26 protein-coding genes and 1 tRNA gene are annotated in these 22,248 nt (G+C 64.7%); 11 read left to right on the top strand and 16 right to left on the bottom strand.

Translation table 11 applies throughout. The annotated features are described in order from the left end of the window. Positions 1-4 precede the first annotated feature (4 nt). Entirely contained in the window at positions 5-1,330 is a 1,326-nt protein-coding gene (locus tag AC0GNO_RS15480; protein ID WP_472904583.1) for a sulfatase family protein, read from the top strand. Between the two features lie 166 nt (positions 1,331-1,496). Beyond that, positions 1,497-3,149 (top strand): SulP family inorganic anion transporter, encoded by a 1,653-nt coding sequence (locus AC0GNO_RS15475; RefSeq protein ID WP_472904582.1) that lies wholly within the window; start codon positions 1,497-1,499, stop codon positions 3,147-3,149. An 8-nt stretch (positions 3,150-3,157) separates the two neighbouring features. Here the strand turns inward: AC0GNO_RS15475 and AC0GNO_RS15470 are convergent, their stop codons facing one another. After that, positions 3,158-4,147, bottom strand: a complete 990-nt coding sequence (locus tag AC0GNO_RS15470) for a 3'-5' exonuclease (RefSeq protein ID WP_472904581.1) — start codon at positions 4,145-4,147, stop codon at positions 3,158-3,160. A 102-nt stretch (positions 4,148-4,249) separates the two neighbouring features. Continuing rightward, positions 4,250-4,325: transfer RNA gene (locus AC0GNO_RS15465), tRNA-Arg, on the bottom strand. Between the two features lie 145 nt (positions 4,326-4,470). Here AC0GNO_RS15465 and AC0GNO_RS15460 point away from each other — a divergent pair. Beyond that, positions 4,471-5,007, top strand: coding sequence for a c-type cytochrome (locus AC0GNO_RS15460; protein WP_472904580.1), 537 nt, complete (start codon positions 4,471-4,473; stop codon positions 5,005-5,007). Between the two features lie 80 nt (positions 5,008-5,087). On the opposite strand, the gene AC0GNO_RS15455 is transcribed toward AC0GNO_RS15460, so the two are convergent. The 3 genes from AC0GNO_RS15455 to AC0GNO_RS15445 all read right to left on the bottom strand — a co-directional run bounded on the left by AC0GNO_RS15455 (position 5,088) and on the right by AC0GNO_RS15445 (position 7,213). Next, entirely contained in the window at positions 5,088-5,660 is a 573-nt protein-coding gene (locus tag AC0GNO_RS15455) for a DUF2946 family protein (RefSeq protein ID WP_472904579.1), read from the bottom strand. 11 nt (positions 5,661-5,671) lie between these two features. Next, on the bottom strand, positions 5,672-6,679 hold the full coding sequence (locus tag AC0GNO_RS15450) for a YheT family hydrolase (protein WP_472890298.1): 1,008 nt from the start codon (positions 6,677-6,679) through the stop codon (positions 5,672-5,674). 96 nt (positions 6,680-6,775) lie between these two features. Continuing rightward, positions 6,776-7,213: a YybH family protein gene (locus tag AC0GNO_RS15445; protein ID WP_472904578.1), complete on the bottom strand. Its 438-nt coding sequence runs from the start codon at positions 7,211-7,213 to the stop codon at positions 6,776-6,778. Between the two features lie 202 nt (positions 7,214-7,415). On the opposite strand from AC0GNO_RS15445, the gene AC0GNO_RS15440 reads away from it, so the two are divergent. Genes AC0GNO_RS15440 through AC0GNO_RS15430 form a run of 3 tightly spaced genes read left to right on the top strand, consistent with a single transcriptional unit; the run spans position 7,416 to position 9,453 of the window. Then, on the top strand, positions 7,416-8,024 hold the full coding sequence (locus AC0GNO_RS15440) for a LemA family protein (RefSeq protein ID WP_472904577.1): 609 nt from the start codon (positions 7,416-7,418) through the stop codon (positions 8,022-8,024). Continuing rightward, positions 8,021-8,920, top strand: coding sequence for a TPM domain-containing protein (locus AC0GNO_RS15435; protein ID WP_472904576.1), 900 nt, complete (start codon positions 8,021-8,023; stop codon positions 8,918-8,920). Before AC0GNO_RS15440 ends, AC0GNO_RS15435 begins: the two co-directional genes overlap by 4 nt. A gap of 5 nt (positions 8,921-8,925) precedes the next feature. Next, positions 8,926-9,453 (top strand): TPM domain-containing protein, encoded by a 528-nt coding sequence (locus AC0GNO_RS15430; RefSeq protein ID WP_472904575.1) that lies wholly within the window; start codon positions 8,926-8,928, stop codon positions 9,451-9,453. 26 nt (positions 9,454-9,479) lie between these two features. Here AC0GNO_RS15430 and AC0GNO_RS15425 read toward each other — a convergent pair whose 3' ends face one another. The 10 genes from AC0GNO_RS15425 to AC0GNO_RS15380 all read right to left on the bottom strand — a co-directional run bounded on the left by AC0GNO_RS15425 (position 9,480) and on the right by AC0GNO_RS15380 (position 17,597). Further along, positions 9,480-10,052, bottom strand: a complete 573-nt coding sequence (locus AC0GNO_RS15425; RefSeq protein WP_472890303.1) for a cyclic nucleotide-binding domain-containing protein — start codon at positions 10,050-10,052, stop codon at positions 9,480-9,482. Positions 10,053-10,174: 122 nt separating this feature from the next. Beyond that, complete coding sequence (locus AC0GNO_RS15420) at positions 10,175-10,591, bottom strand: F0F1 ATP synthase subunit epsilon (protein WP_226491019.1); 417 nt, start codon at positions 10,589-10,591, stop codon at positions 10,175-10,177. A gap of 119 nt (positions 10,592-10,710) precedes the next feature. After that, positions 10,711-12,117, bottom strand: coding sequence for a F0F1 ATP synthase subunit beta (gene atpD / locus AC0GNO_RS15415; RefSeq protein ID WP_472890304.1), 1,407 nt, complete (start codon positions 12,115-12,117; stop codon positions 10,711-10,713). 44 nt (positions 12,118-12,161) lie between these two features. Continuing rightward, positions 12,162-13,028, bottom strand: a complete 867-nt coding sequence (gene atpG, locus AC0GNO_RS15410) for a F0F1 ATP synthase subunit gamma (protein WP_305362962.1) — start codon at positions 13,026-13,028, stop codon at positions 12,162-12,164. A gap of 31 nt (positions 13,029-13,059) precedes the next feature. Continuing rightward, positions 13,060-14,616, bottom strand: coding sequence for a F0F1 ATP synthase subunit alpha (gene atpA / locus AC0GNO_RS15405; RefSeq protein WP_077334653.1), 1,557 nt, complete (start codon positions 14,614-14,616; stop codon positions 13,060-13,062). Between the two features lie 60 nt (positions 14,617-14,676). Then, positions 14,677-15,207 (bottom strand): F0F1 ATP synthase subunit delta, encoded by a 531-nt coding sequence (locus AC0GNO_RS15400; protein ID WP_472904574.1) that lies wholly within the window; start codon positions 15,205-15,207, stop codon positions 14,677-14,679. A gap of 53 nt (positions 15,208-15,260) precedes the next feature. After that, positions 15,261-15,731, bottom strand: coding sequence for a F0F1 ATP synthase subunit B (locus tag AC0GNO_RS15395; protein ID WP_305360851.1), 471 nt, complete (start codon positions 15,729-15,731; stop codon positions 15,261-15,263). 124 nt (positions 15,732-15,855) lie between these two features. Next, complete coding sequence (gene atpE, locus AC0GNO_RS15390) at positions 15,856-16,107, bottom strand: F0F1 ATP synthase subunit C (RefSeq protein ID WP_305360850.1); 252 nt, start codon at positions 16,105-16,107, stop codon at positions 15,856-15,858. A 77-nt stretch (positions 16,108-16,184) separates the two neighbouring features. Further along, positions 16,185-17,063: a F0F1 ATP synthase subunit A gene (gene atpB / locus AC0GNO_RS15385; RefSeq protein WP_472890306.1), complete on the bottom strand. Its 879-nt coding sequence runs from the start codon at positions 17,061-17,063 to the stop codon at positions 16,185-16,187. A 15-nt stretch (positions 17,064-17,078) separates the two neighbouring features. After that, the gene (locus AC0GNO_RS15380) at positions 17,079-17,597 is read right to left on the bottom strand and encodes an ATP synthase subunit I (protein ID WP_472904573.1); all 519 of its coding nucleotides are present in this window, start codon (positions 17,595-17,597) and stop codon (positions 17,079-17,081) included. A gap of 134 nt (positions 17,598-17,731) precedes the next feature. On the opposite strand from AC0GNO_RS15380, the gene AC0GNO_RS15375 reads away from it, so the two are divergent. The 4 genes from AC0GNO_RS15375 to lipA are packed head-to-tail and all read left to right on the top strand — an operon-like array spanning position 17,732 to position 20,707. After that, positions 17,732-18,655: a D-amino acid aminotransferase gene (locus AC0GNO_RS15375; protein ID WP_472904572.1), complete on the top strand. Its 924-nt coding sequence runs from the start codon at positions 17,732-17,734 to the stop codon at positions 18,653-18,655. A gap of 11 nt (positions 18,656-18,666) precedes the next feature. Next, complete coding sequence (locus AC0GNO_RS15370) at positions 18,667-18,951, top strand: HP0495 family protein (protein ID WP_472890309.1); 285 nt, start codon at positions 18,667-18,669, stop codon at positions 18,949-18,951. A gap of 2 nt (positions 18,952-18,953) precedes the next feature. Then, complete coding sequence (gene lipB / locus AC0GNO_RS15365; RefSeq protein WP_472904571.1) at positions 18,954-19,646, top strand: lipoyl(octanoyl) transferase LipB; 693 nt, start codon at positions 18,954-18,956, stop codon at positions 19,644-19,646. Between the two features lie 38 nt (positions 19,647-19,684). Continuing rightward, positions 19,685-20,707, top strand: a complete 1,023-nt coding sequence (gene lipA, locus AC0GNO_RS15360) for a lipoyl synthase (RefSeq protein ID WP_472904570.1) — start codon at positions 19,685-19,687, stop codon at positions 20,705-20,707. A gap of 226 nt (positions 20,708-20,933) precedes the next feature. On the opposite strand, the gene AC0GNO_RS15355 is transcribed toward lipA, so the two are convergent. Beyond that, positions 20,934-21,284: a carboxymuconolactone decarboxylase family protein gene (locus AC0GNO_RS15355; RefSeq protein WP_472904569.1), complete on the bottom strand. Its 351-nt coding sequence runs from the start codon at positions 21,282-21,284 to the stop codon at positions 20,934-20,936. A 103-nt stretch (positions 21,285-21,387) separates the two neighbouring features. On the opposite strand from AC0GNO_RS15355, the gene AC0GNO_RS15350 reads away from it, so the two are divergent. After that, positions 21,388-22,224 carry a DMT family transporter gene (locus AC0GNO_RS15350; RefSeq protein ID WP_472904568.1) on the top strand — a complete coding sequence of 279 codons (837 nt, stop codon included), beginning with the start codon at positions 21,388-21,390 and terminating at the stop codon, positions 22,222-22,224. Positions 22,225-22,248: the final 24 nt, after the last annotated feature.

The following is a 22,248-nucleotide window of genomic DNA, read 5'->3' as shown; positions in this document are numbered from 1 at the left end:
CTCCATGAGCCGTCCCAACATCATCTACATCGTCAGCGACGACCTGGGCTACGCCGACCTCGGCTGCTACGGCGGCCGCGAAGGGCCGGACGGCCCGGTCTCGCCGAACATCGACGCGCTCGCCGCCGGTGGCCTGAAGCTCACCGAGGGTTACGCCAACTCGCCGGTGTGTTCGCCCACGCGCTTTGCCATGATCACCATGCGCTACCAGTACCGCCTGCGCGGCGCGCTGGAAGAGCCCATCAACAGCCGCAGCAAGGGCAGCGCCACGCTGGGCCTGCCGCCCGAGATGCCCACCCTGCCTTCGCTGCTGAAAGATGCGGGCTACCGCACCGCGCTGGTTGGCAAATGGCACCTGGGCTATCCGCCGCACTTCGGCCCGCTGCGCTCGGGCTACGAAGAATTTTTCGGCATCATGGCCGGCGGCGTGGACTACTTCACCCACTGCTCGTCCAGCGGCGACCACGACCTCTACATCGGTGAAGACACCCACAAGGAGGTCGGCTACCTGACCGACGTGTTCTCGAACAAGGCGGTCGAGCATGTGAGGGCGCGTGCGGCCGAGGCGCGCGACGGCACGCCTTTCTTCCTGAGCCTGCACTACACCGCGCCGCACTGGCCCTGGGAGACGCGCGACGACGCGCACGTGGCGCCCGAGGTGGCGAAGAACCTGTTCCACCTGCACGGCGGCAGCGTGAACGCCTACCGACGCATGATCCACCACATGGACGAAGGCATCGGCTGGATCACCGCCACGCTGCGCGAAGAAGGCCTGCTGGAGAACACGCTGATCGTCTTCACCAGCGACAACGGCGGCGAGCGCTTTTCCGACAACTGGCCGCTGGTGGGCGGCAAGATGGACCTGACCGAGGGTGGCATCCGCGTGCCCTGGGTTGCGCACTGGCCCGCGGCCATCCCCGCCGGCAGCGTGAGCGAACAGCACGCCATGACCATGGACTGGTCCGCCACCCTGCTCGCGCTCGGTGGCGGCCAGCCGCACCCCGATTACCCGCTCGACGGCGTGTCGCTCGAAGCCCTGCTGCGCGATCCGGCGCAGCGTTTCGAGCGGCCCATGCACTGGCGCATGAACCACCGCGGACAGCGCGCGCTGCGCGAGGGCGACTGGAAGTACCTGATGGTGGATGGTCACGAATACCTGTTCAACATCCCGGCCGACGCACGTGAGCGAGCCAACCTGGCGAAACGCGAGCCGCAGCGCCTGGCCGACATGCGTGAACAGTGGCTGGCCTGGGACGCGACCATGCCGCCGATTCCACCCGATGCCACGGTGAGCCTGGGCTACGGGGTCAAGGACATGCCCACACGATAAGACCCCCCCGCGCCGCCTGCGGCGTCACCCCCCAGGGGGCGATGCGAGTGGCCCGGCGGAGCCGGTTCCACCGCATCCTGGGTTGGGGCATTGCTCGCCGGTGGGGTTGTTGCTGCGCTTCGCTGGCCTTTTTTTGGTGCTTCTTTGCCATCGCCAATAATGGCCCATGTCCCGCCTGCACCGCCTCTTCCCCTTCCTGAACTGGCCGCGGCCCGACGCCGCCTTGCTTCGCAGCGAAGCGCTGGCCGGGCTGACGGTGGGGCTGATGGTGATTCCGCAAGGCGTGGCCTACGCGGCGCTGGCCGGCATGCCGTTGGTCACGGGCATTTACGCATCGATGCTGCCGGCGCTGGTGGCGGTGTTGTTCAGCGCCTCGGTGCGGCTGTCGGTCGGTCCCACGGCACTGACCTGTCTGCTGGTGAGTGCCTCGCTCACGGGCCTGGCCGAACCGGGCAGCGCGCGGTGGATCGAACTGGCCGTCTGGCTGGCGCTGCTCTCGGGTTTGCTGCAGATTGTGCTGGGGTTCGCGCGTTTTGGCTGGTTGCTCAATCTGGTGAATTCCCCGGTGCTGATGGCGTTCACGCAGGGCGCTGCCATCCTGATCATCGGCTCGCAACTGCCCGCCATGCTGGGGTTCGACGCGGGCTGGGCGGTTCTGCTGTCGCCACCAGCATGGCACCTGGCCACACTGGCCTATGGCCTGGGCGCGGCGGCGGTTCTGATCGCAGCGCGGCGTTTCCGGCCGGGCTTTCCCAGCGTGCTGCTGCTGGTGGTGGGCGCCGCGGGTCTGAGCTACTGGACGGATTTTCAGGCCTCGGGCGGCGCCGTGATCGGCGATCTGCCCCAGGGGCTTCCCGGGCTGTTTGTACCGGGCTGGCCGGGCTGGGACACGCTGGGTCAGCTGCTGCTGCCCACGCTGGTGATCACCCTGGTGAGCTTTCTGGAAACCGCATCAAGTGCCAAGGTGGACAGTGGCGAGCGCGGCCAGCGCTGGGATCAGAACCAGGACCTGATCGGACAGGGCCTGGCCAAGCTGGCTTCAGGGCTGGTGGGTGCGTTTCCCACCAGTTCGTCGTTTTCGCGTTCGGCGCTGAATCTGTACGCCGGCGCGCGCACCGGCTGGGCCACGGTGTTCTCGGTTCTGGTGGTGCTGCTCACGCTGTTGCTGCTGACGCGGCTGCTGGCCTATGTGCCGCTGGCGGTGCTGGCGGCGATCGTGGTCGTGGCGGTGGCCGGCCTGATCCGGCCGCGCGCCTTCTTGAAGCTGTGGCGGCTCTCGCGGGTGGAAGCGGTCACGGCAGCGCTGACATTTGCCATCACGGTTCTGTCCGCGCCACGCCTCTACTGGGGCGTGCTCGCGGGCATGCTGATGGCGCTGTCGCACTTTCTCTACCTGCGACTGCACCCACGCATCATCGAAGTGGGCCTGCACACCGACGGCAGCCTGCGTGACCGCCACCTCTGGCAACTGCCGCCGCTGAACGAGCACACCTACGCGCTGCGCATGGACGCGGCGCTGGACTTCGCCACCGTCAACGGCTTCGAACTGGCCATCACGCAACACCTCACCCAGCAACCGCAGACACGCCACGTGATGCTGTTCGCGCACCCGATCAACTGGATCGACGCCACCGGCGTGGAGGCCTTCGGCCGCCTGCGCACGCAGTTGACCAGCCAGGGCATTGCACTGCACCTGGTGGGTCTGAAACTGCCGGTGGAGGCGCTGCTGCGCAAGGCGGGCGAACTGCCCGAAGGCGAACTGCTGCGGCTGTACCGCACCGAGGCCGAGGCGCTGCGATCGAATTGGGAGTCGGCGTGAACACGGACCTACAAGCCCTGTTCAACGGTGCGACCGGGTCTCGCTGAATAACGCACGGTGCTGTCCATCGCTTCGATGTCCAGCCGCGCGCTGCGCCGCCCATAGACCTCGGCCTTGAGCCATGCCAGCTCGGCATCCAGCAGCGTCTGGCTCGCCAGCGTGCAGTACCAGACTTTGGCGTCTGCATCCCACCGGTAGCCCCGGGCCTTCAGCTTGTCTTTGGACTCGAAGGGTGAACCCGTCGCCCGCAGCTTGAGGCTGGGCAACGAAGCGGCTGTGATCAGTTGGCTCAGGCCCGTGGTGGCGCCGGGACCAACGGGTTGGCTCAGCACCTGCAGCAAGGCATGGCAATCCACCTGGGCGCGGTGTGCGTCGTAGAACCAGCCCTGGTCGTTGGCCAGCGCACTCAACTTGGACGATCCCGAACCGGCCGCTTTCCAGTCGATGTCCATGAACGAACAGGCCCAGGCTTTGGCAGCGAAGCAGGGAAAACGGGCCTCCACGAAGGGCCGGTCAAACCCGGCGTTGTGCGCCACGATCAGGTCGGCCCTCGACACCATGGCCGCGACCTGTTCGTCGTCCAGGCGCTGACCCTTGACCATGTCGTCGCTGATGCCGGTGACCTCCTGCGCGACCGTAGGTATCGGCATGCCGGGGTCTTCGAAACCTTCAAAGACCTCAACCGGCCCCCACGGCAAACCCGTGTCGGCGTCCACCTGCACCAGCAACATGGCCAGTTCGATGACCTTGTCGGTCTGATGGGAGAGCCCGGTGGTTTCGGTGTCCAGCACCAGCACGCGCAGGACGGCGCCCGGCTGGCCGGGATGCGGACCGAAGTCCATGCAGGGCACGAGGCGGCGCAGAACGCGGTAATCGGCGTGCTGCTCCAGCAACCGGGCCATCTGCTCCAGATCCAGCGACTCCGGCGCGGCAACGGGGGCCGCGGCTGGCGGCTCCGTGGGCTTGGGCGGGTCAAATTCGAAACTGAATTGGGTCATCCGTGAAGGTCCCTGTTGCGTCCCGACTGGATGAACAGCCCGAGAGGGCCTTGCTGGACCGACGCGTGGGCCACACGGAACCCTGGTCAGTCGTTGTGATGGTGGTGCGGCTGGCGGGGATCGAACCCACGACCCTTGGCTTCGGAGGCCAATACTCTATCCACTGAGCTACAGCCGCAACAGCATTTGATTCTATCAGGCGAGTCTTGGTGCAAGTCTGCGGCAAGGGGGGTTTGGCTATAATCGCGGGCTGTCCGGCGCTTGGCCGGGCACGGCCTGCCCCACCCATCCTGGCTCCCCGTTCCGCCATTCTTGAGGACACCATGAGCGACCACGCGCACGATTCCCACACCGGCCCGATCAAAACCCCTGCCCAGTTGCTCTGGACGTCGTTTTTCTCGTTTGTCGCCCCGATCTTCATCATCATCGGCTTGGTGTACTACGTCACCTCCGGCGACAAGCCGGCCGCCGGCGCGGTGGACCCCGAACTCGCGACCGCCCAGCGCATCCAGCGCGTGGGCACCGTGGTGCTGGGTGATGCCGAAACGATCGCTGCCGCCATGGCGGCTTCGGGCGCAGCCCCTGCCGCTGACGGCGCTGCCGCTGCAGCCCCCACCGCCGCACTCAGCGGCGAAGCGCTGTACAACAAGGCTTGCGTGGCCTGCCATGCGGCTGGTGTGGCCGGTGCGCCCAAACTGGGCGACAAGACCGCCTGGGGCCCGCGCGTCGGCCTCGGCCTGGAAGCGCTGACCGCCAGCGTGATCAATGGCAAGAACGCGATGCCACCCCGGGGTGGTTCCACCGCATCGGACGCCGAGATTCAGTCGGCCGTCGAGTTCATCCTCGCCTCGGTCAAGTAAGCCCGAAGGGCCTCTGCGCTCTGCAAAAAAAGCCGGTCAGTGACCGGTTTTTTTGCATCTGTGTCGTCCCTGCGTCAGGGCTAGCCGGCCGGTGGGCTTTCTCTTTCGTGCAAGCGCTGCGGGCTGCGCACAAAGCCCCAGTCGTTCGGCAGCGCAAGCCATTGCACCGGCTCGGGCACCCAGCGCCCCAGCTCCACGGCGTCGGCCGCCAGCGCCATGTCGCTGGTGTGCACCAGGCCCAGGCCCATCGTGGTCACGAGATAGAGGCGGCCCTGCTCGTCCAGCAGGCTCTGTCGCACCTCACCGGCATCGGAACCCGTGTGTGCCCACACCTGGCCTCCGGGCTGCAAGCGCCAGATGAAGGGTGTGTTTTCCAGCTCGACATACACCCGCTGCGGACCGTTCTGAAAGAACCATTGCCCTTGCTCATCCGCGGCGTAGTTGCGGTGGATGAATTCGATGAGCTTCTCGTGTTTGAGCAGGGAGCCCTTGCTGGCGGCGCCCTCGTCGCCCTCGGCCAGCGCAAACGGGCCGGCGGCCTGGCAACGGTCGTCGCGCATGTACCAGTTGCCGCGGGCGTCGAGTCCCAGCCAGCCGTAGCAGTGCGGCACGTTGGGCCATTTGGCGAGGGCGGCCTTGACGATGTCGTCCATGACGTTTGCTTTCAGAGATGCGCCAGCAGCCAGCGACCGACGGCTTCGGGCATGGCGCGCACATGGCTGCGCAGCAGCGGGCGCGAAGCCGGGAAGCCCACGTGCCCACCCTGCGCCGGTTGCCACAGCGTAACGCAGGGTCCGGCGTCTTGCGAATTCGGCAGCGAACCAGCGGGCACAAAAGGGTCATTGAGCGCGTTGAGGGCCAGCGCTGGCACGCGGATCTGCGCCAGCAGGGGCTTGGCCGATGCGCGCGCCCAGTAGTCCTCGGTGTCTCGAAACCCGTGCAACGGGGCTGTGAACAGGTTGTCGAAGGTGTAGAGGTCGCGCGCCGCCAGCAAGGCCTCGCGGTCGAACAGGCCCGGGTACTGTGCCAGCTTGCGCAAGGCCTTGGGCACCATGGAGGCGAGGAACATGCGCGTGTAGACCAGGCGGTTGAAGCCGCGGCCGATGGCGTAACCACCCGCAGCAAGGTCCAGCGGCGAGCACACGGCGGCCACCGCACGCACGGTGTGTGCGGCGCCCTCGCCCATCTCGCCTGCCCAGCGCAGCAACGCATTGCCGCCCAGCGAGATGCCGACCGCCAGCAAGGGACGCCCCGGGTGCTCGGTGGCGAGGCGGTTCAGGATCCAATCGATCTCCTGAAAATCACCCGAATGGTAGGCGCGGGGCGCGCGGTTGATCTCGCCCGAACAGCCACGGAAGTGGGGCACGGCAAAGGCCAGACCCTGCGATGCGGCAAAGTCGGCGAAGGCGACGGCGTACTGACTGGCCGACGAACCTTCCAGTCCATGGAACAACACCAGCAAGGGTGCGAGAGGCGCGACGGTGTGCGCGGTCATGTCCACATCGATGAAATCACCATCGGGCGTGTCCCAGCGGGTGCGTTGCCAAACGGGCGCCGGCCCGAAATGGCGCTGGGCATACAACGCTGCCCACAGCGTCTGCGCATGGCCACCGGGCAGCCACCAGGGCGCGAGGTAGTGATCCATCGCACTGGTCAGCGGCTCGCGTTTCATGTCACTGGCGCCCGGCCGCCCGAAGCCATGGACGCGCCTCCCTCGGGGGGCAGCGGGCGAAGCGAGCGTGGGGGTCGTTTCATCCTGGTTGAAGGCTCAGTGCAGGACCGGCGGCGCGGTCGTGACCTCAGGCGGCTCGGTGCGTGAACCCGGGCTGGCGTGGTGGGCCACCAGGCGCCAGCCCTGTGCCGTCTTGGCGTAGACGTTGGTAGCGACCACCCAGGCGTGCTGCAGCCCGTCGTCGCTCAACACCTCCACGCGCTCGACCACGCTGTGCACACTGCAACTGCCCGCATCCAGGCGGCGCACCTTTTCCGGATGGGCCTTGACGCTGCCGTTGGCAAACAGGGCCTCGAAAGCTGCACGCACCGCAGCATGCCCCACCATCCGAGGGCCACCAGGGTGGACGCAGACGATGTCGTCCTCGTCGGCCCAGCAGGCCATGAGTCGCTCGAGGTCGGCGTGCTGCAGGGCGTCGTAGAACGCCTGCTCCGTGTCGTCGGGAGAGCTGGGAGGCAGTTTGGTTTTGCGCATGGCCGCCATTTTGCCGCTTGCCCGTTGCGCCGGGGGCAACTGGCGCCGGTTTCCCCTGCACGACTCGACCGTGAACACTGGCCGGTTCCTTGCCGGGGTCTGCCGGCAAGGGCACAGGGCGGCCACGCGCCACAGGTATAGTTACCCGACAGCAGGCCTCGACACCGCCTGCCCCATTCTGGCCAACGCCTCCGGAGGACCCATGCGCACCTTGATCAAACCTGTGACCACCTGGGCCCTGGCCCTGTTCCTCGCGGCCAGCCTCAGCGGTTGCGGCTACAACGATTTCCAGCGCCTGGACGAACAGAGCAAATCCGCCTGGTCCGAGGTGCTGAACCAGTACCAGCGCCGCGCCGACCTGATCCCCAACATCGTCGCCACGGTCAAAGGCGAGGCCAACTTCGAGCAGGAGACGCTGACCAAGGTGATCGAGGCCCGCTCCAAAGCCACTTCGATCCAGATGACGCCGGAGATGCTGAACGACCCGGCAGCGATGCAGAAATTCCAGGCTGCGCAGGGTGAGGTGAGCAGCGCGCTGAGCCGTCTGATGGTGGTCGTTGAGCAGTACCCGAACCTGAAGGCCAACCAGGCCTTCAGCGACCTGCGCGTGCAGCTCGAAGGCACCGAAAACCGCATCACGGTGGCCCGCAACCGCTACATCCAGGCCATCCAGGAATACAACGTGCTCGCACGCAGCTTCCCGACCAACCTGACCGCCATGGTCTTCAGCTACGCGCCCAAGGCCGGCTTCCAGGTGGAGAACGAAGCCGCCATTTCCGCACCACCGACGGTCGACTTCAACAAGCAATGACCGCCCACTGGCGTCGCCCCTTGCTGGCGGTGGCCCTCTGGCTGCTGGCATCGATGGCCTGGGCCCAGGGGCTTCAGCCCTTGCCCGAGTTGCGCGCCCGCGTGATGGACCAGACGGGCACGCTCGATGCGAGCAGCCTCGCCGCCATCGAAGCCAAGCTGGAAGCTTTTGAGAAGAGCCGCGGCTCGCAGGTCGTGGTGCTGATGGTGGCGACCACCGCTCCGGAAGACATCGCCGACTACACCCAGCGCCTGGGCGACGCCTGGAAGATCGGGCGCAAGGACGTGGGAGACGGGGTCTTGTTCGTCATCGCCAAGGACGACCGCCGCCTGCGCATCGCGACGGCCAAGACACTGGAGGGCGCGATCCCAGACCTGATCGCGCGCCGCATCATCGACCAGGCGGTCACGCCCGCCTTCCGCCGGGGCGACTACGCCGGTGGCATCCAGGCCGGGGTGGACCAGATCCTCGCGCGCATCGCCGGCGAGGATCTCCCGCTGCCGCAGGCCGCACCCGCTGCGGTGAATGGCTTTGAGTGGATGGACGTGCTGATCTTTCTGGTCTTTGCCGTACCGATCGTCTCGAGCGTTTTGCGGGGCATCTTTGGCAACAAGTTCGGCACCTTGCTGACCGGTGGCGCGGCGGGTGGACTGGCCTGGTTCATCACCTCGGTGGCATGGATCGCCATCGGTGCCGGCTTACTGGGGATGCTGGCCGCCCTGTTCATCCAGTTTCTGCCCTCTGCACCCACCTCGGGGCGCGGCTCCCGCGGCGGGCACCCTGGCGGCTGGGGCGGCGGCGGTTTCGGCGGAGGGGGCGGGTTCGGTGGGGGCGGCGGATTTGGCTCGGGCGGTGGGGGCAATTTTGGTGGCGGCGGCGCTTCGGGAGGCTGGTGAGCAAGATGAACAAATGGCTGTGCATCCTCAAACACCGCTGGCTCGATGCCTCGGACACCCGCCGCGCGGTGCCGGACGACATGGCAGAACGTCTGGCCCAGCGGGTCGCGGCCAGCGAAGCCCGCCACACCGGCGAGGTGCGTCTGTGCGTCGAAGCGGCGTTGCCGTTGTCCTACCTGTGGCGCCTGCAGCCCGCCCGGCCGGTCAAGACCCTGGTGCGCGAGCGTGCGGTGAGCTGGTTTGGACGCATGGGCGTCTGGGACACCGAGCACAACAACGGTGTGTTGATCTACCTGCTGCTGGCCGAGCACGCGATCGAGTTCGTGGCCGACCGGGCCCTCACGCAACGTGTGGATCAGGCGCAGTGGCAGGCCATCGTGGACCGGCTCGGCGCCCGCCTGCACAGTGGTGAGTTCGAAGACGGTTTGACGCAGGCGCTGGAAGAGGTATCGGCGCTGCTGGTGGCGCACTTCCCGGCTTCGGCCGACACCTGGCGCCCCAACCAGTTGAGCAACAACGTCGTGCGCGCCTGAGGCGTGCCTGCAGGCCCGTGTTCGGCCTACCGGCGTTTCTGGGTGTCGAATCCGGTGCGGCTGTTCATGACCACCTGCAACTCCTGCTGCAATGCCTTGTTCATCTGGGCAAAGGTCCTGAGCTTGCGGGTGGTCTCGCGCAGGCGGTCGGCCATGCGTTTGGAGATCGCCAGCAACAATCGGGCGCCGACACGGGGCTCGTCCTTGAGCAGTCGCATGAGGGCGGTTCGGGAGAGGACCGCCGCGTAGATGTCGGTGGTGGCGGTGCAGGTGGCAGAGCGGGGTGATCCGTCCAGCACACCCATCTCGCCGATCAGATGTCCCGGCCCCATGATGTTGACCACCATGCTGTCGTTGAGACCGGGCATGGCATTCTCTACCGCGATGTCGCCTTCGAGCACCAGCAGCATGTAGTCGTTCTGCCGGATTTCGCCTTCCTGGATGAACACCGTCCCGGACTTGATGCGCTTGGGTCGCATGTACGCCACCACCTTCACAGCGTCTGCCAAGGTCAGGTCGTCCAGCGCAGACGCGGTGACCAGAAGGCGCGCCGCCACTTCCTCGGGTGCCAGGTCCGGGCTTTCAAATATCGACGACATGGCGGAGGTGGGGGTTGAGGCGGTTCGACAAGATCCTTGTATTGTGCGGGCTCTCAAGAGAAACCAGCAAAAAAAAGACCGGCCAACGACCGGTCTTCTTGGGGCAGAACGCGCAGGGCGTTTTACTTTTTCTGGCGGTACTTGCGCAGCGCTGCAATCTGGGCGGCCATGACGGCGAGTTCGGACGTGGCCTTGGCCAGATCGATATCGCTCTTGGCGTTCTTGACCGCTTCTTCGGCCTGCTTGCGCGCGTCGGTGGCCTTGGCCTCGTCCAGATCCTTGCCGCGGATGGCGGTATCGGACAACACGGTGATGTGGTTCGGCTGCACTTCCAGAATGCCACCCGCCACAAACACGAACTCTTCGCCGCCGTCGGCTTTTTCGATGCGCACGGCACCGGGCTTGATGCGGGTGATCAGCGGAATGTGACCGGGCAGAATACCCAGTTCACCGGCTTCACCCGGCAGCGCCACGAACTTGGCCTCGCCCGAAAAGATGGACTCTTCGGCGCTGACCACATCGACGCGGATGGTGCTCATAGTTACTCCAATAAAAAAGGTGGGTGGGAAGCAAGCATCGGGGTGCCTGGCCAGGTGCCGCGCGGAGCCGTACCAGCGTACGGCGAGCACGGCAACAACGCCGCCCCCCGGGCTCCGCTTTACGCCACCTTTTTGGCCTTCTCGAAGGCTTCGTCGATCGTGCCGACCATGTAGAACGACTGCTCGGGCAGGTGATCGCACTCGCCGCTGGTGATCATCTTGAAGCCGCGGATGGTTTCCGACAGCGGCACGTACTTGCCAGGCGAGCCGGTGAACACTTCGGCCACGTGGAACGGCTGCGACAGGAAACGCTGGATCTTGCGCGCCCGGGCCACGGCCAGCTTGTCTTCAGGGGCCAGTTCGTCCATGCCCAGGATGGCGATGATGTCGCGCAGTTCCTTGTAGCGCTGCAGCGTGTTCTGCACGGAGCGGGCGGTTTCGTAGTGTTCCTGACCCACGACCAGCGGATCCAGCTGGCGGCTGGTGGAGTCCAGCGGGTCCACGGCGGGGTAGATACCCAGCGAAGCGATGTCACGCGACAGCACCACGGTGGAATCCAGGTGGGCGAAGGTGGTGGCAGGCGAAGGGTCGGTCAAGTCATCGGCGGGCACGTAAACGGCCTGGATGGAGGTGATCGAGCCAACCTTGGTGGAGGTGATGCGCTCTTGCAGACGGCCCATTTCTTCAGCCAGCGTCGGCTGGTAGCCCACGGCGGAAGGCATGCGGCCCAGCAGGGCGGACACTTCGGTACCGGCCAGCGTGAAACGGTAGATGTTGTCCACGAAGAACAGCACGTCACGGCCTTCGTCGCGGAAGGACTCGGCGATGGTCAGACCGGTCAGGGCCACGCGCAGACGGTTACCCGGGGGTTCGTTCATCTGGCCGTAGACCATGGCCACTTTGGAGTTGGGCAGGTTCTCAAGGTCCACCACCTTGGAGTCGGCCATCTCGTGGTAGAAGTCATTGCCTTCGCGGGTACGTTCACCCACACCGGCGAACACCGACAGACCGGAGTGGGCCTTGGCGATGTTGTTGATGAGCTCCATCATGTTCACGGTCTTGCCCACACCGGCGCCACCGAACAGGCCCACCTTGCCGCCCTTGGCGAACGGACAGATCAGGTCGATCACCTTGATGCCGGTTTCCAGCAGTTCCTGCGAGGGGCTGAGTTCGTCATAGGCCGGGGCCTTGCGGTGGATGGAGGCGGTCAGGGTCTGGTCAACCGGGCCGCGCTCGTCGATGGGCGTGCCGAGCACGTCCATGATGCGACCCAGGGTGGCCTTGCCCACCGGCACCATGATGGGTTCTGCGGTGTTGGTCACCAGCATGCCGCGGCGCAAGCCGTCGGACGAGCCCAGCGCAATCGTGCGCACCACGCCGTCACCCAGCTGTTGCTGGACTTCCAGCGTCAGGGCCGAGCCCTCCATTTTCAGGGCGTCATAAATGTGCGGCATCTGGTTGCGCGGAAATTCCACGTCAACCACGGCGCCGATACACTGGACGATCTTGCCTTGTACTTGAGACATGATGGATACCTTTTAAATTCTCTGGATTCTGTTGAACGGCTGCTTCAGACCGCTGCGGCGCCGGCAACGATTTCCGAAAGTTCTTTCGTGATCGCGGCCTGGCGGGTCTTGTTGTAGACCAGCTTGAGTTCGCCGATGACGCTGCCAGCGTTGTCGGTGGCGGCCTTCATGGCCACCATGCGCGCCGACTGCTCGGAGGCCATGTTTTCGGCCACAGCCTGGTAGACCTGGGCTTCCACGTAGCGCAGCAGCAGCTCGTCAATCACGGCGGGTGCGTCGGGTTCGTAGATGTAGTCCCAGTCGCGTCCGCCAGCGCCATCCTGCAAGGTGCCGGCGTTCAACGGCAGCAATTGCTCGGTCACGGCTTCCTGCTTCATCGTGTTGATGAACCGGGTGTAGCACAGGTAGACCGCGTTGATCCGGCCTTCGGTGTAGGCGTCGAGCAGCGTTTTCACGGGGCCGATCAGCTTGTCCAGATGGGGCGTGTCGCCCAGTCCGGTTGCGCTGGACACCACCTTGGCGTTGATGCGGTTGAGGAAACCGAGACCCTTGTTGCCAATGGCCACAGCTTCGGCACCCACGCCTTTGGCCTGCAGATCCTTGAGCTGGGACGTCAGCGCCCGCAGCACGTTGGTGTTCATGCCGCCGCACAGGCCTTTGTCGGTCGTCACAACGACAAAACCGGCGGTTTTGGCGTCGTTGACCTTCATGAAGGCGTGCGTGTACTCGGGGTTCGCGCGGCTCAGGTTGCCGGTGATCTGGCGCACCTTTTCCGCGTAAGGCCGGGCCGCACGCATGCGTTCCTGCGCCTTGCGCATTTTGGAGGCGGCGACCATCTCCATGGCTTTGGTGATCTTCTTGGTGTTCTCCACCGATTTGATCTTGCCGCGTATTTCCTTGCCTGCTGCCATTGCTGCTCCTTTATCGGGTCAATGGGCCGGTTCAGTACGTGCCGGTTTTCTTGAACTCGGCAATGGCGGCGGCCAGCTGGGCTTCAGCATCCTTGTCCATGGCCTTGTCGTTTTCCAGCTTGGCCAGCAGGGCCGCGTACTTGTCCTTGAGGTGGGCGTGCATGCCGGCTTCGAAAGGCAAGACTTGCTTGATTTCGATGTCGTCCAGGTAGCCCTTGTTCACGGCGAACAGCGTGGAGGCCATCAAGGCGATGGACTGCGGGCTGTACTGGGCCTGCTTGAGCAGTTCGGTCACGCGGGCACCGCGGTCGAGCTGCTTGCGGGTGGCTTCGTCCAGATCGGAAGCGAACTGCGCGAACGCAGCCAGTTCACGGTACTGGGCCAGGTCGGTACGGATACCGCCGGACAGGCTCTTGATCAGCTTGGTCTGGGCAGCACCACCGACGCGCGACACCGAGATACCGGCGTTGATGGCGGGGCGGACACCGGCGTTGAACAGGCTGGTTTCCAGGAAGATCTGGCCGTCGGTGATCGAGATCACGTTGGTCGGCACGAAAGCGGACACGTCGCCGGCTTGCGTTTCAATGATGGGCAGGGCGGTCAGCGAACCGGTCTTGCCCTTGACTTCACCCTTGGTGAAGGCTTCGACGTAGTCGGCGTTGACGCGAGCGGCGCGCTCCAGCAGGCGGCTGTGGAGATAGAACACGTCGCCGGGGTAGGCTTCGCGGCCTGGCGGGCGGCGCAGCAGCAACGACACCTGGCGGTAGGCCACGGCCTGCTTGGACAGGTCGTCGTACACGATCAGCGCGTCCTGGCCGCGGTCGCGGAAGTACTCGCCCATGGTGCAGCCGGAGTAGGCCGACAGGTACTGCATGGCAGCGGATTCAGACGCCGAAGCGGCCACGACGATGGTGTAGTCCATCGCGCCGGCTTGCTCCAGGGCACGCACCACGTTCTTGATCGACGAGGCCTTCTGGCCAATCGCGACGTAAACGCAGGTCATGTTCTGACCCTTCTGGTTGATGATGGCGTCGATCGCCACCGCCGTCTTGCCGGTCTGGCGGTCACCAATGATCAGCTCGCGCTGGCCACGGCCGACGGGCACCATCGAGTCGATCGACTTCAGGCCGGTCTGCACAGGCTGGTCCACCGATTTACGGGCGATCACGCCCGGGGCGACCTTTTCGATCACGTCGGTCATCTTGGCGTTGATCGGGCCCTTGCCATCGATCGGGGCGCCCAGGGCGTTGACCACGCGGCCGATCAGCTCGGGGCCGACCGGCACTTCCAGAATGCGGCCCGTGCACTTGACGGTTTCACCTTCGGAAATGTGTTCGTATTCACCCAGAATCACGGCGCCGACGGAGTCGCGCTCAAGGTTCAGGGCCAGGCCAAAGGAAGGCACACCATCCTTGTTGGCAGGAAATTCCAGCATTTCGCCCTGCATCACATCGGACAGGCCGTGCACACGGACGATACCGTCGGTCACCGACACCACGGTGCCCTGGTTGCGCACATCGCTCGATGCACCCAGACCCTCGATACGGGACTTGATCAGTTCAGAGATTTCGGCGGGATTGAGTTGCATGACTCTTTCCTTCTTTCGTTAAATGGGATGAGGGCGCGCCCGGGATTCGACCAACGGGCTTCAGGCCGTTAGCGCAACTTTCATTTGTTCCAGGCGGGCTTTGATCGAGGTGTCGAGCACCTCGTCACCCACCACCACGCGAACGCCACCGATCAGGTCCGGCTGGAGCTCCACCTTCAGGTTGAGCTTGCGTCCAAAGCGCTTTTCCAGCACACCCGACAGATCGGCCAGTGCAACACTGTCCATGTCGAAGGCGCTGTAAACCACGGCGTCGAAACTGCCCTGCTGGGCGTTTTTCAGCACACGGAACTGCGCTGCCATTTCGGGCAACGCATCAATGCGACCGTTGTCGATCACCGTGCGCAGAAAATTCTGGGCCATGACCGGCAGCGCGCTCTTGAGCACACCGGTGATGACCCCGAACACCTGCTCGGACGAAGACTTGGGCGCATCAGCGAACTGGCGCAACTGCTCATTGGAAGCAACAGCAGCCAGCTCATCGAGCCAGACGGCGGTGCCGGCCGCGTCAGCGCCTGCAGCCTGGAACAGCGCTTCGGCGTAGGGGCGGGCAATGGTGGCGATTTCGGCCATGGTCTACCTTTGGATGCCTGCGGATATCGGATGGAACGTGGACGTCGAGCGCATCAGAGCTCGGTCTTCAGGCGACCCAGCAACTCGGCATGAACGCCGGCGTTGACTTCACGCTTGAGGATCTGCTCGGCACCCTTGACGGCCAGCGCGGCCACTTCTTCGCGCAGCGCTTCACGGGCCTTGACGACCTGCTGATCGGCTTCCTGGCGGGCGGTGGCCACAATCTTGGCGGCTTCGTCCGTGGCACGGGCCTTCGCCTCGTCGATCACGGCCTGGGCACGACGCTCGGCGTCGGCCAGACGGGTGGCGGCCTCGTTGCGCGATTGGCTCAACTCTGCTTCAACGCGCTTGTTGGCCACGGCCAGTTCGGACTTGGCCTTCTCGGCAGAGGCCAGTCCTTCGGAAATCTTCAACGCACGCTCGTCAAGTGCCTTGGCGATGGGGGGCCACACGAATTTCATCGTGAACCACACCAGGATCGCAAAAACGACGGCCTGCGCGAAGAGGGTTGCATTGATATTCATCGCAACGCCTTTCTGTGTGTTGACAGGAGTGGTGACGCGCTTGCTGCAGCGTCAGCGGACAACCGGATCGCAGACCAGAACCAACCGGCCTGCAGGGCGCCGCCGCGCATGGCAGCAAAACCCATTAAGCGGCGAGCGTGAAGGGGTTGGCGAACGCGAACAGCAGGGCAATGGCCACACCGATCAGGAAAGCGGCGTCAATCAGACCGGCCAAGATGAACATCTTGGTCTGCAGGTCGTTCATGAGTTCAGGCTGACGGGCCGACGACTCGAGGAACTTGCCACCCATCAGGGCAATACCGATAGAGGCGCCAACGGCACCCAGACCGACGATAAGACCGCAAGCCAGTGCGACAAGACCCAGAACGTTTTCCATGATGACTCCTATGAGATGAACGAAAGTTGAGAAAGGGAAGAAACGAGAGAACTCAGAGCGAGGTGAAACCGCGCAACTTAGTGAGCGTCATGCGCTTGACCCAGATAAATCAGGGCCAGCATCATGAAAATGAACGCCTGCAAGGTGATGACCAAAATGTGAAACAAGGTCCACACCGTGCCTGCGATCACGTGTCCGACGAAGAAGAGCCCACCGGACAACGAGAGGGAAGCGAAGCCACCCAACAGCGCAATCAGCATGAACACCAGTTCACCCGCGAACATGTTGCCAAACAACCGCATGCCGTGCGAAACCGTCTTCGCCACGAACTCGATCATTTGCATCAGGAAGTTGGTCACGCCCAAGAGCAGTGCCCAGAAAGGATTTTTGCTGGTGCCAAAAGGCGCGGTCACCAGCTCGTGCGCCCAACCACCCAGACCCTTGATCTTGAGGTTGTAGAACACGCACATCAACAGCACGGAGACCGACAGACCCAGCGTGGTCGAAAGATCGGCAGTGGGCACGACACGCAGATAGGCGTGGTGTGGATCGTGACCAGCGGCACCATAGATGCCTTCCCAGATCTTGGGCAGCAGATCCACCGGGATCATGTCCATGAAGTTCATGGCGAAAATCCAGCAGAACACGGTGAGCGCCAGCGGGGCAACCAGTTTGCGGCTGTTGGCGTTGTGGATCACGCCCTTGGCCTGGCTGTCCACCATTTCAACCAGCATTTCCACCGCCGCCTGGAAGCGACCCGGCACACCGGCATGCGCCGAACGGGCGGCGCGCCAGAGGACGAAACACACGATCGCACCCAGCAAGGAGCTGACGATCACGGAGTCGAGGTTGATGACCGAAAAGTCGACGATGAAGCCCTGCTCCTGATTCGTCAAATGGGTCAAGTGGTGGCGAATGTACTCACCGGGGGTGGGACCGATACCTTCTGCAGCCATGTTCGTTCGCGCCAATCAACCGTTTAACTTTGAACGCCTGGCTTGGGCCAAAAACCCAAACCAGTACACCTTGAGAGTCAACACCAGACCGGCCAGAAGGCCGAGCCAACTGAGTTCCGGGACGATTTTCGGCGCCAGCCACAACATGGCGACCGCCAGCAAAATCTTGACCCCTTCCCACAGCAAAAAACCGGCAAATGCAGCCTGCGCCACACCCGCCAACAACCGGGCCAGGAAACTGGAGGTCAGTCCGTAGGCCATCAGGGCCGACGGGATCACCACCGATGCAGCGCCGTACAGAACCGACCAGGCCACCGGAGCGCGCTGCGTCAGCAACCACCCCAGCACACCCGCCGCCAGCCCCACCAGCAACTGCATTCCAACCAAGCGCCAGACCGAAATTTCCGGCTGACTTGCCCGCCACTGCTGCGCTTCTTCGCGCGTCAGGGGCTTGAATTCGGGTTCTTGCAACCCATCTGCATTCTGTTCGTCATCTGCTTGTGCTGTCGACTCAAGCCTCGGCATTGTCGGCATGGCAAATTACTCGCAGGTTACAAATGTGTGCGGTTCCGCAAAGCCGCTGATTATACGTAGAAACCCCACCGTGTCGTCAATACACCGGAGGGGCTTATCTGCGCCTGTCACGGCCGCGGCCGATAATCTCAGCCATGACGCCTCCCCTGCCGGTCACATCGCCCGACCTTCCGCCGCCACTGCCCGAATCGCTGTGCCACCTGAACGGCGAGTACATCCGGCTGTGCGACGCCAGGGTCAGCGTGCTGGACCGCGGCTTCATTTTTGGCGACGGTGTCTACGAGGTTCTGCCCGCCTACGGGGGCCGCATTTTTCGCTTTGACCAGCACATGGCCAGGCTGGACCGCTCGCTCGACGCGTTGCGCATCAACAACCCGCACAGCCCCGCCGAATGGCTGGCCATGGCCCGGCGCTTGATCGACGCGCTCGTGGCGTCCACCGGTGCACCCAACCAAATCGTCTACATCCAGATCACGCGCGGCGTGGCACCGCGCGACCACGTGATGCCGCGCGGCCTGCGCCCCACGGTGTTCATGATGGTGAGCGAGATGAAGCAAGCCACGCCAGCCCAGCGCGAACAGGGTGTGCACTGTGTGAGTGCCGATGATTTCCGCTGGCAGAAGGCCCACATCAAGACCACCAGCCTGCTCGGCGCGGTGATGGCACGCCAGATCAGCGCCGACGTGGGCGCGGTCGAGACGGTGATGTTTCGTGACGGCCACCTCAGCGAGGCGTCGTCCAGCAACGTGTGGGTGGTGAAGAACGGCGTGGTGATGGGCCCGCCCAAGGACCACCTGTTGCTCGAGGGCATCCGCTTCGGCCTGATCGAAGAAATGTGCCATGCACAAGGCATCCCTTTCGAGTTGCGGCGCATCACCCGCACCGAGGTGCTGGACGCCGACGAACTGATGTTGTCTTCCGCCACCAAAGAGGTCCTGCCCATCACCACCCTGGACGACCAGTCTGTGGGCCACGGCGCCGCGCGTGGTCGCCCGGGCCCGATCTACACCCGCCTGTACGCCGCCTACCAACAGGCCAAGGCCAGCCAATCGATTTGAGGAGCACCCCCATGGACCTGCCCCGCGAGATCCCGCCCGAGCAATCGCTCATCGAATACCCCTGCCGCTTTCCCATCAAGGTGATGGGCGCCAACGTGGACGGCTATGTCACGGCCATGACACACGTGGCCAAAGCCTTCGACCCCAGTTTCGACGCCTCGACCATCGAACTGCGCCCGAGCAAGGCCGGCAACTACATGGGTCTCACCCTGTCGGTGTACGTGACCAGCCGCGAGCAGCTCGACGAGCTGTACCGCACACTGACCACGCACCCCATGGTCAAGATCGTTCTCTGAGCATGCAGATCCGCAGCCTCGGCCGGGTGGACTACGCACCCACCCACGACGCCATGGTGGCGTTCACCGAGGCGCGCACCGCCGACACGCCCGATGAGCTCTGGGTCTGCGAGCACCCACCCGTGTTCACGCAGGGCATTGCCGGCAAGGACGACCACCTGCTCGCGCCGGGCGACATCCCGGTGATCAGGACCAACCGCGGCGGCCAGGTGACCTACCACGGCCCGGGCCAGGTGGTGGCCTACCCGCTGATCGATTTGCAGCGCGCCGGTTACTTCGTCAAGGAATACGTCTACCGCATTGAAGAGGCGGTGATCCGCACACTGGACCACTTCGGCGTGACCGGTCATCGAGTGGCCGGTGCACCCGGCATTTACGTGAGGCTGGACGACCCGACCAGCCATGCCCTGCTGCCCCAGCGACCGCAAAAGAAGGTGGAAGGCCAGCCTGCGGCCGACCCCGACTTCACCGGTCTGGGCAAGATCGCCGCACTGGGCATCAAGGTCAGTCGCCACTGTACCTACCACGGCGTGGCGCTCAACGTGGCCATGGACCTGCAGCCCTACTGGCGCATCAACCCGTGTGGGTATGCGGGTCTGCAGACGGTGGACCTTTCTACAATCGGGGTCGCCGTTTCATGGGATGAAGCGGCCCAGGTCCTGAGCCAGAAGCTCGGCACCACCCTCAGCCCCTGAACCCCAAGCTCCTCCATTGCGCCATCCGCGCCCACGCCATGACCCGCCCCGACACCCCCACGGCCGCCGACACCCACACGGTTCGCGAAACCCAGCCCGCCGCCGGCTACGACGCCACCGCCAAGCAGAAGAGCCAGGCCAAGACCTCGCGCATCCCGATCAAGATCGTGCCGGCCGAAGTGCTGAAAAAGCCCGACTGGATCCGCGTCAAGGCCGGATCGCCGACCACGCGCTTCTACGAGATCAAGGACGTGCTGCGTGCCAACAAGCTGGTGACGGTGTGCGAAGAAGCGAGCTGCCCCAACATCGGCGAGTGTTTCGGCAAGGGCACGGCCACCTTCATGATCATGGGCGACAAATGCACGCGCCGCTGCCCGTTCTGCGACGTGGGCCACGGCCGCCCGGACCCGCTGGACGTGAACGAACCGGAGAACCTGGCCAGGACGATTGCCCAGCTCAAGTTGAAATACGTGGTCATCACCAGTGTGGACCGCGACGACCTGCGCGACGGTGGCGCCGGCCACTTCGTGGCCTGCATCGAAAAGACCCGCGAGCTGTCACCGGGCACGCAGATCGAGGTGCTCGTGCCCGACTTCCGCGGCCGCGACGACCGCGCGCTGGAGATCCTGAAAGCCGCGCCGCCCGATGTGATGAACCACAACCTGGAGACCGCGCCGCGCCTGTACAAGGAAGCGCGCCCGGGGTCGGACTACCAGTTCAGCCTGAACCTGCTGAAGAAGTTCAAGGCCCTGTTCCCGCACGTGCCCACCAAGAGCGGCCTGATGGTCGGCCTGGGCGAGACGGATGAAGAGATCCTGGAGGTCATGCGCGACATGCGCGCGCACAACATCGAGATGCTGACCATCGGCCAGTACCTCGCGCCCAGTGGCCACCACCTGCCGGTGCGCCGCTACGTGCACCCCGACACCTTCAAGATGTTCGAGGCCGAGGCCTACAAGATGGGCTTCACCCACGCCGCCGTTGGCGCGATGGTGCGCAGTTCGTACCACGCCGACCAGCAGGCGCACAACGCACTCAACGCGGGCGCCACCAAGGCCTGAACATGAAACGCCCGGCCGATGCCCTGCCGGTCTGGTGCTGCAGCGCCGCGCACGGCAGCCGCGCGCACGACCAGTTCCAGATCCTGCCGGGACTGGACGGCGTGCTGGAACTGGACGTGAATGACCGCGGCCAGCGCATCGCGGCTGGCAATGGTGCGGCCACCATGCTGACGGCATGCCTTCTTGTACCGCGACCCGGTCACTCCGACGCCTTGCGCTCAGGCGCTCAACCCTTGGTGCGGAGTTTCTCCCAGGCCGCGATCACTTCCGCGGCGTACATCAGTGCGGGACCACCGCCCATGTACACGCACACGGCCAGCATTTCCTCCAGTTCGGGGCGGGTGCAACCGAGCTGGACCAGCGCCTTGACGTGAAAGCCGATACAGCCCGAGCAGCGCTGCGTGACCGCGATCGACAACGCGATCAGTTCCTTGTGTTTGGCACTGAGTTCGCCATCGGTGATGGCGGCTTTGGCCAGTTGACCGAAGCCGGCCATGGCGCTGGGCTGAGCCTTGCGGAACGGCGCCAGGCTCTCGTTGATGTCGCGCATCAGATCGCTGTGATTGAACGTGCTCAATGGAAATCCTTCGAAGAAAAATACCCAATGGAGTATCCAGCATGAACCCGGCATGCGGCCTTGTCATGGATCAAAGCCCCATGGCGGCGCTCCGGGTGTCCGCATGACGGCCCATCTGCTGGCCCTTGGCGCCATCGTTCTCTGGGCCTCACTCGCCGCGCTGGGCGTTTCGCTCACGCACGTGCCCCCGTTCCTGCTGACCGGGCTGGCGCTGCTGATCGGCAGCGTGATCGCCTTGCCGCTGTCGCGCTTCGACTGGCGCCAATGGCGCATCCCAACCTCCACACTGGTGCTGGGGGTCTACGGCCTTTTCGGCTACCACTTCCTGTTCTTCATCGCTCTGCGCCACGCACCGCCGGTGCAGGCCAACCTGGTGAACTACCTGTGGCCGCTGGGCATCGTGGTCATGGCGCCGCTGTTCCTGCCGGGTGTGTCGCTCACCGCGCGCCACGTGCTGGCCGCGCTGATCGGCTTTGCCGGCGCGGTGCTGGCCATACTCGGACGCGGCGGTACCGGTGAAGCGGTCTGGGCCTGGGGTTACATCCCGGCGCTCGGCTCGGCCTTCATCTGGGCCAGCTATTCGCTGCTGACGAAACGCGTGCGGGCATTCCCCACCGCGGCCATCGGCAGCTTTGCGCTGATCTCGGGGTTGCTCTCGCTGCTGTGCCACGCCTGGCTGGAACCAGCCACCGCGCTGTCCGCGCGCGACTGGGGCCTGATCACCCTGCTGGGCCTGGGTCCTCTGGGTGGGGCGTTTTTTTTGTGGGATGCGGCGCTCAAGCGCGGTGACGCACGGCAGATCGGTGTATTGAGCTTCCTCACACCACTGCTGTCCACGCTTACCCTGCTCTGGGTGCGCGGGGAGGCCCCAAGCGCATCCGTGGTCCTGGCCGCGGTGATGATCATCGGCGCTGCGGTGATGGCGACGCGGATCCGCTGAGACACCCCAATTTGCACGTCGCTG

Source organism: Hydrogenophaga sp. L310 (genome assembly GCF_055703065.1).
Note: the sequence above shows the minus strand (reverse complement) of the source record. Positions and strands in the feature narration are given on the sequence as shown.

Excerpts from the sequence above, each read along its gene's own strand:
- AC0GNO_RS15425 (WP_472890303.1), bottom strand. The coding sequence starts at position 10,052 with ATGTCGTCGATATTTGAAAGCCCGGACCTGGCACCCGAGGAAGTGGCG.
- AC0GNO_RS15475 (WP_472904582.1), top strand. The coding sequence starts at position 1,497 with ATGTCCCGCCTGCACCGCCTCTTCCCCTTCCTGAACTGGCCGCGGCCC.
- AC0GNO_RS15445 (WP_472904578.1), bottom strand. The coding sequence starts at position 7,213 with ATGCGCAAAACCAAACTGCCTCCCAGCTCTCCCGACGACACGGAGCAG.
- AC0GNO_RS15400 (WP_472904574.1), bottom strand. The coding sequence starts at position 15,207 with ATGGCCGAAATCGCCACCATTGCCCGCCCCTACGCCGAAGCGCTGTTC.
- atpD (WP_472890304.1), bottom strand. The coding sequence starts at position 12,117 with ATGTCTCAAGTACAAGGCAAGATCGTCCAGTGTATCGGCGCCGTGGTT.
- AC0GNO_RS15455 (WP_472904579.1), bottom strand. The coding sequence starts at position 5,660 with ATGGACGACATCGTCAAGGCCGCCCTCGCCAAATGGCCCAACGTGCCG.
- AC0GNO_RS15435 (WP_472904576.1), top strand. The coding sequence starts at position 8,021 with ATGACCGCCCACTGGCGTCGCCCCTTGCTGGCGGTGGCCCTCTGGCTG.
- AC0GNO_RS15470 (WP_472904581.1), bottom strand. The coding sequence starts at position 4,147 with ATGACCCAATTCAGTTTCGAATTTGACCCGCCCAAGCCCACGGAGCCG.
- AC0GNO_RS15430 (WP_472904575.1), top strand. The coding sequence starts at position 8,926 with ATGAACAAATGGCTGTGCATCCTCAAACACCGCTGGCTCGATGCCTCG.
- AC0GNO_RS15420 (WP_226491019.1), bottom strand. The coding sequence starts at position 10,591 with ATGAGCACCATCCGCGTCGATGTGGTCAGCGCCGAAGAGTCCATCTTT.
- AC0GNO_RS15380 (WP_472904573.1), bottom strand. The coding sequence starts at position 17,597 with ATGCCGACAATGCCGAGGCTTGAGTCGACAGCACAAGCAGATGACGAA.
- atpA (WP_077334653.1), bottom strand. The coding sequence starts at position 14,616 with ATGCAACTCAATCCCGCCGAAATCTCTGAACTGATCAAGTCCCGTATC.
- atpB (WP_472890306.1), bottom strand. The coding sequence starts at position 17,063 with ATGGCTGCAGAAGGTATCGGTCCCACCCCCGGTGAGTACATTCGCCAC.
- AC0GNO_RS15375 (WP_472904572.1), top strand. The coding sequence starts at position 17,732 with ATGACGCCTCCCCTGCCGGTCACATCGCCCGACCTTCCGCCGCCACTG.
- AC0GNO_RS15450 (WP_472890298.1), bottom strand. The coding sequence starts at position 6,679 with ATGAAACGCGAGCCGCTGACCAGTGCGATGGATCACTACCTCGCGCCC.
- AC0GNO_RS15395 (WP_305360851.1), bottom strand. The coding sequence starts at position 15,731 with ATGAATATCAATGCAACCCTCTTCGCGCAGGCCGTCGTTTTTGCGATC.
- AC0GNO_RS15480 (WP_472904583.1), top strand. The coding sequence starts at position 5 with ATGAGCCGTCCCAACATCATCTACATCGTCAGCGACGACCTGGGCTAC.
- AC0GNO_RS15440 (WP_472904577.1), top strand. The coding sequence starts at position 7,416 with ATGCGCACCTTGATCAAACCTGTGACCACCTGGGCCCTGGCCCTGTTC.
- lipA (WP_472904570.1), top strand. The coding sequence starts at position 19,685 with ATGACCCGCCCCGACACCCCCACGGCCGCCGACACCCACACGGTTCGC.
- lipB (WP_472904571.1), top strand. The coding sequence starts at position 18,954 with ATGCAGATCCGCAGCCTCGGCCGGGTGGACTACGCACCCACCCACGAC.
- AC0GNO_RS15370 (WP_472890309.1), top strand. The coding sequence starts at position 18,667 with ATGGACCTGCCCCGCGAGATCCCGCCCGAGCAATCGCTCATCGAATAC.
- atpE (WP_305360850.1), bottom strand. The coding sequence starts at position 16,107 with ATGGAAAACGTTCTGGGTCTTGTCGCACTGGCTTGCGGTCTTATCGTC.
- atpG (WP_305362962.1), bottom strand. The coding sequence starts at position 13,028 with ATGGCAGCAGGCAAGGAAATACGCGGCAAGATCAAATCGGTGGAGAAC.
- AC0GNO_RS15350 (WP_472904568.1), top strand. The coding sequence starts at position 21,388 with ATGACGGCCCATCTGCTGGCCCTTGGCGCCATCGTTCTCTGGGCCTCA.
- AC0GNO_RS15460 (WP_472904580.1), top strand. The coding sequence starts at position 4,471 with ATGAGCGACCACGCGCACGATTCCCACACCGGCCCGATCAAAACCCCT.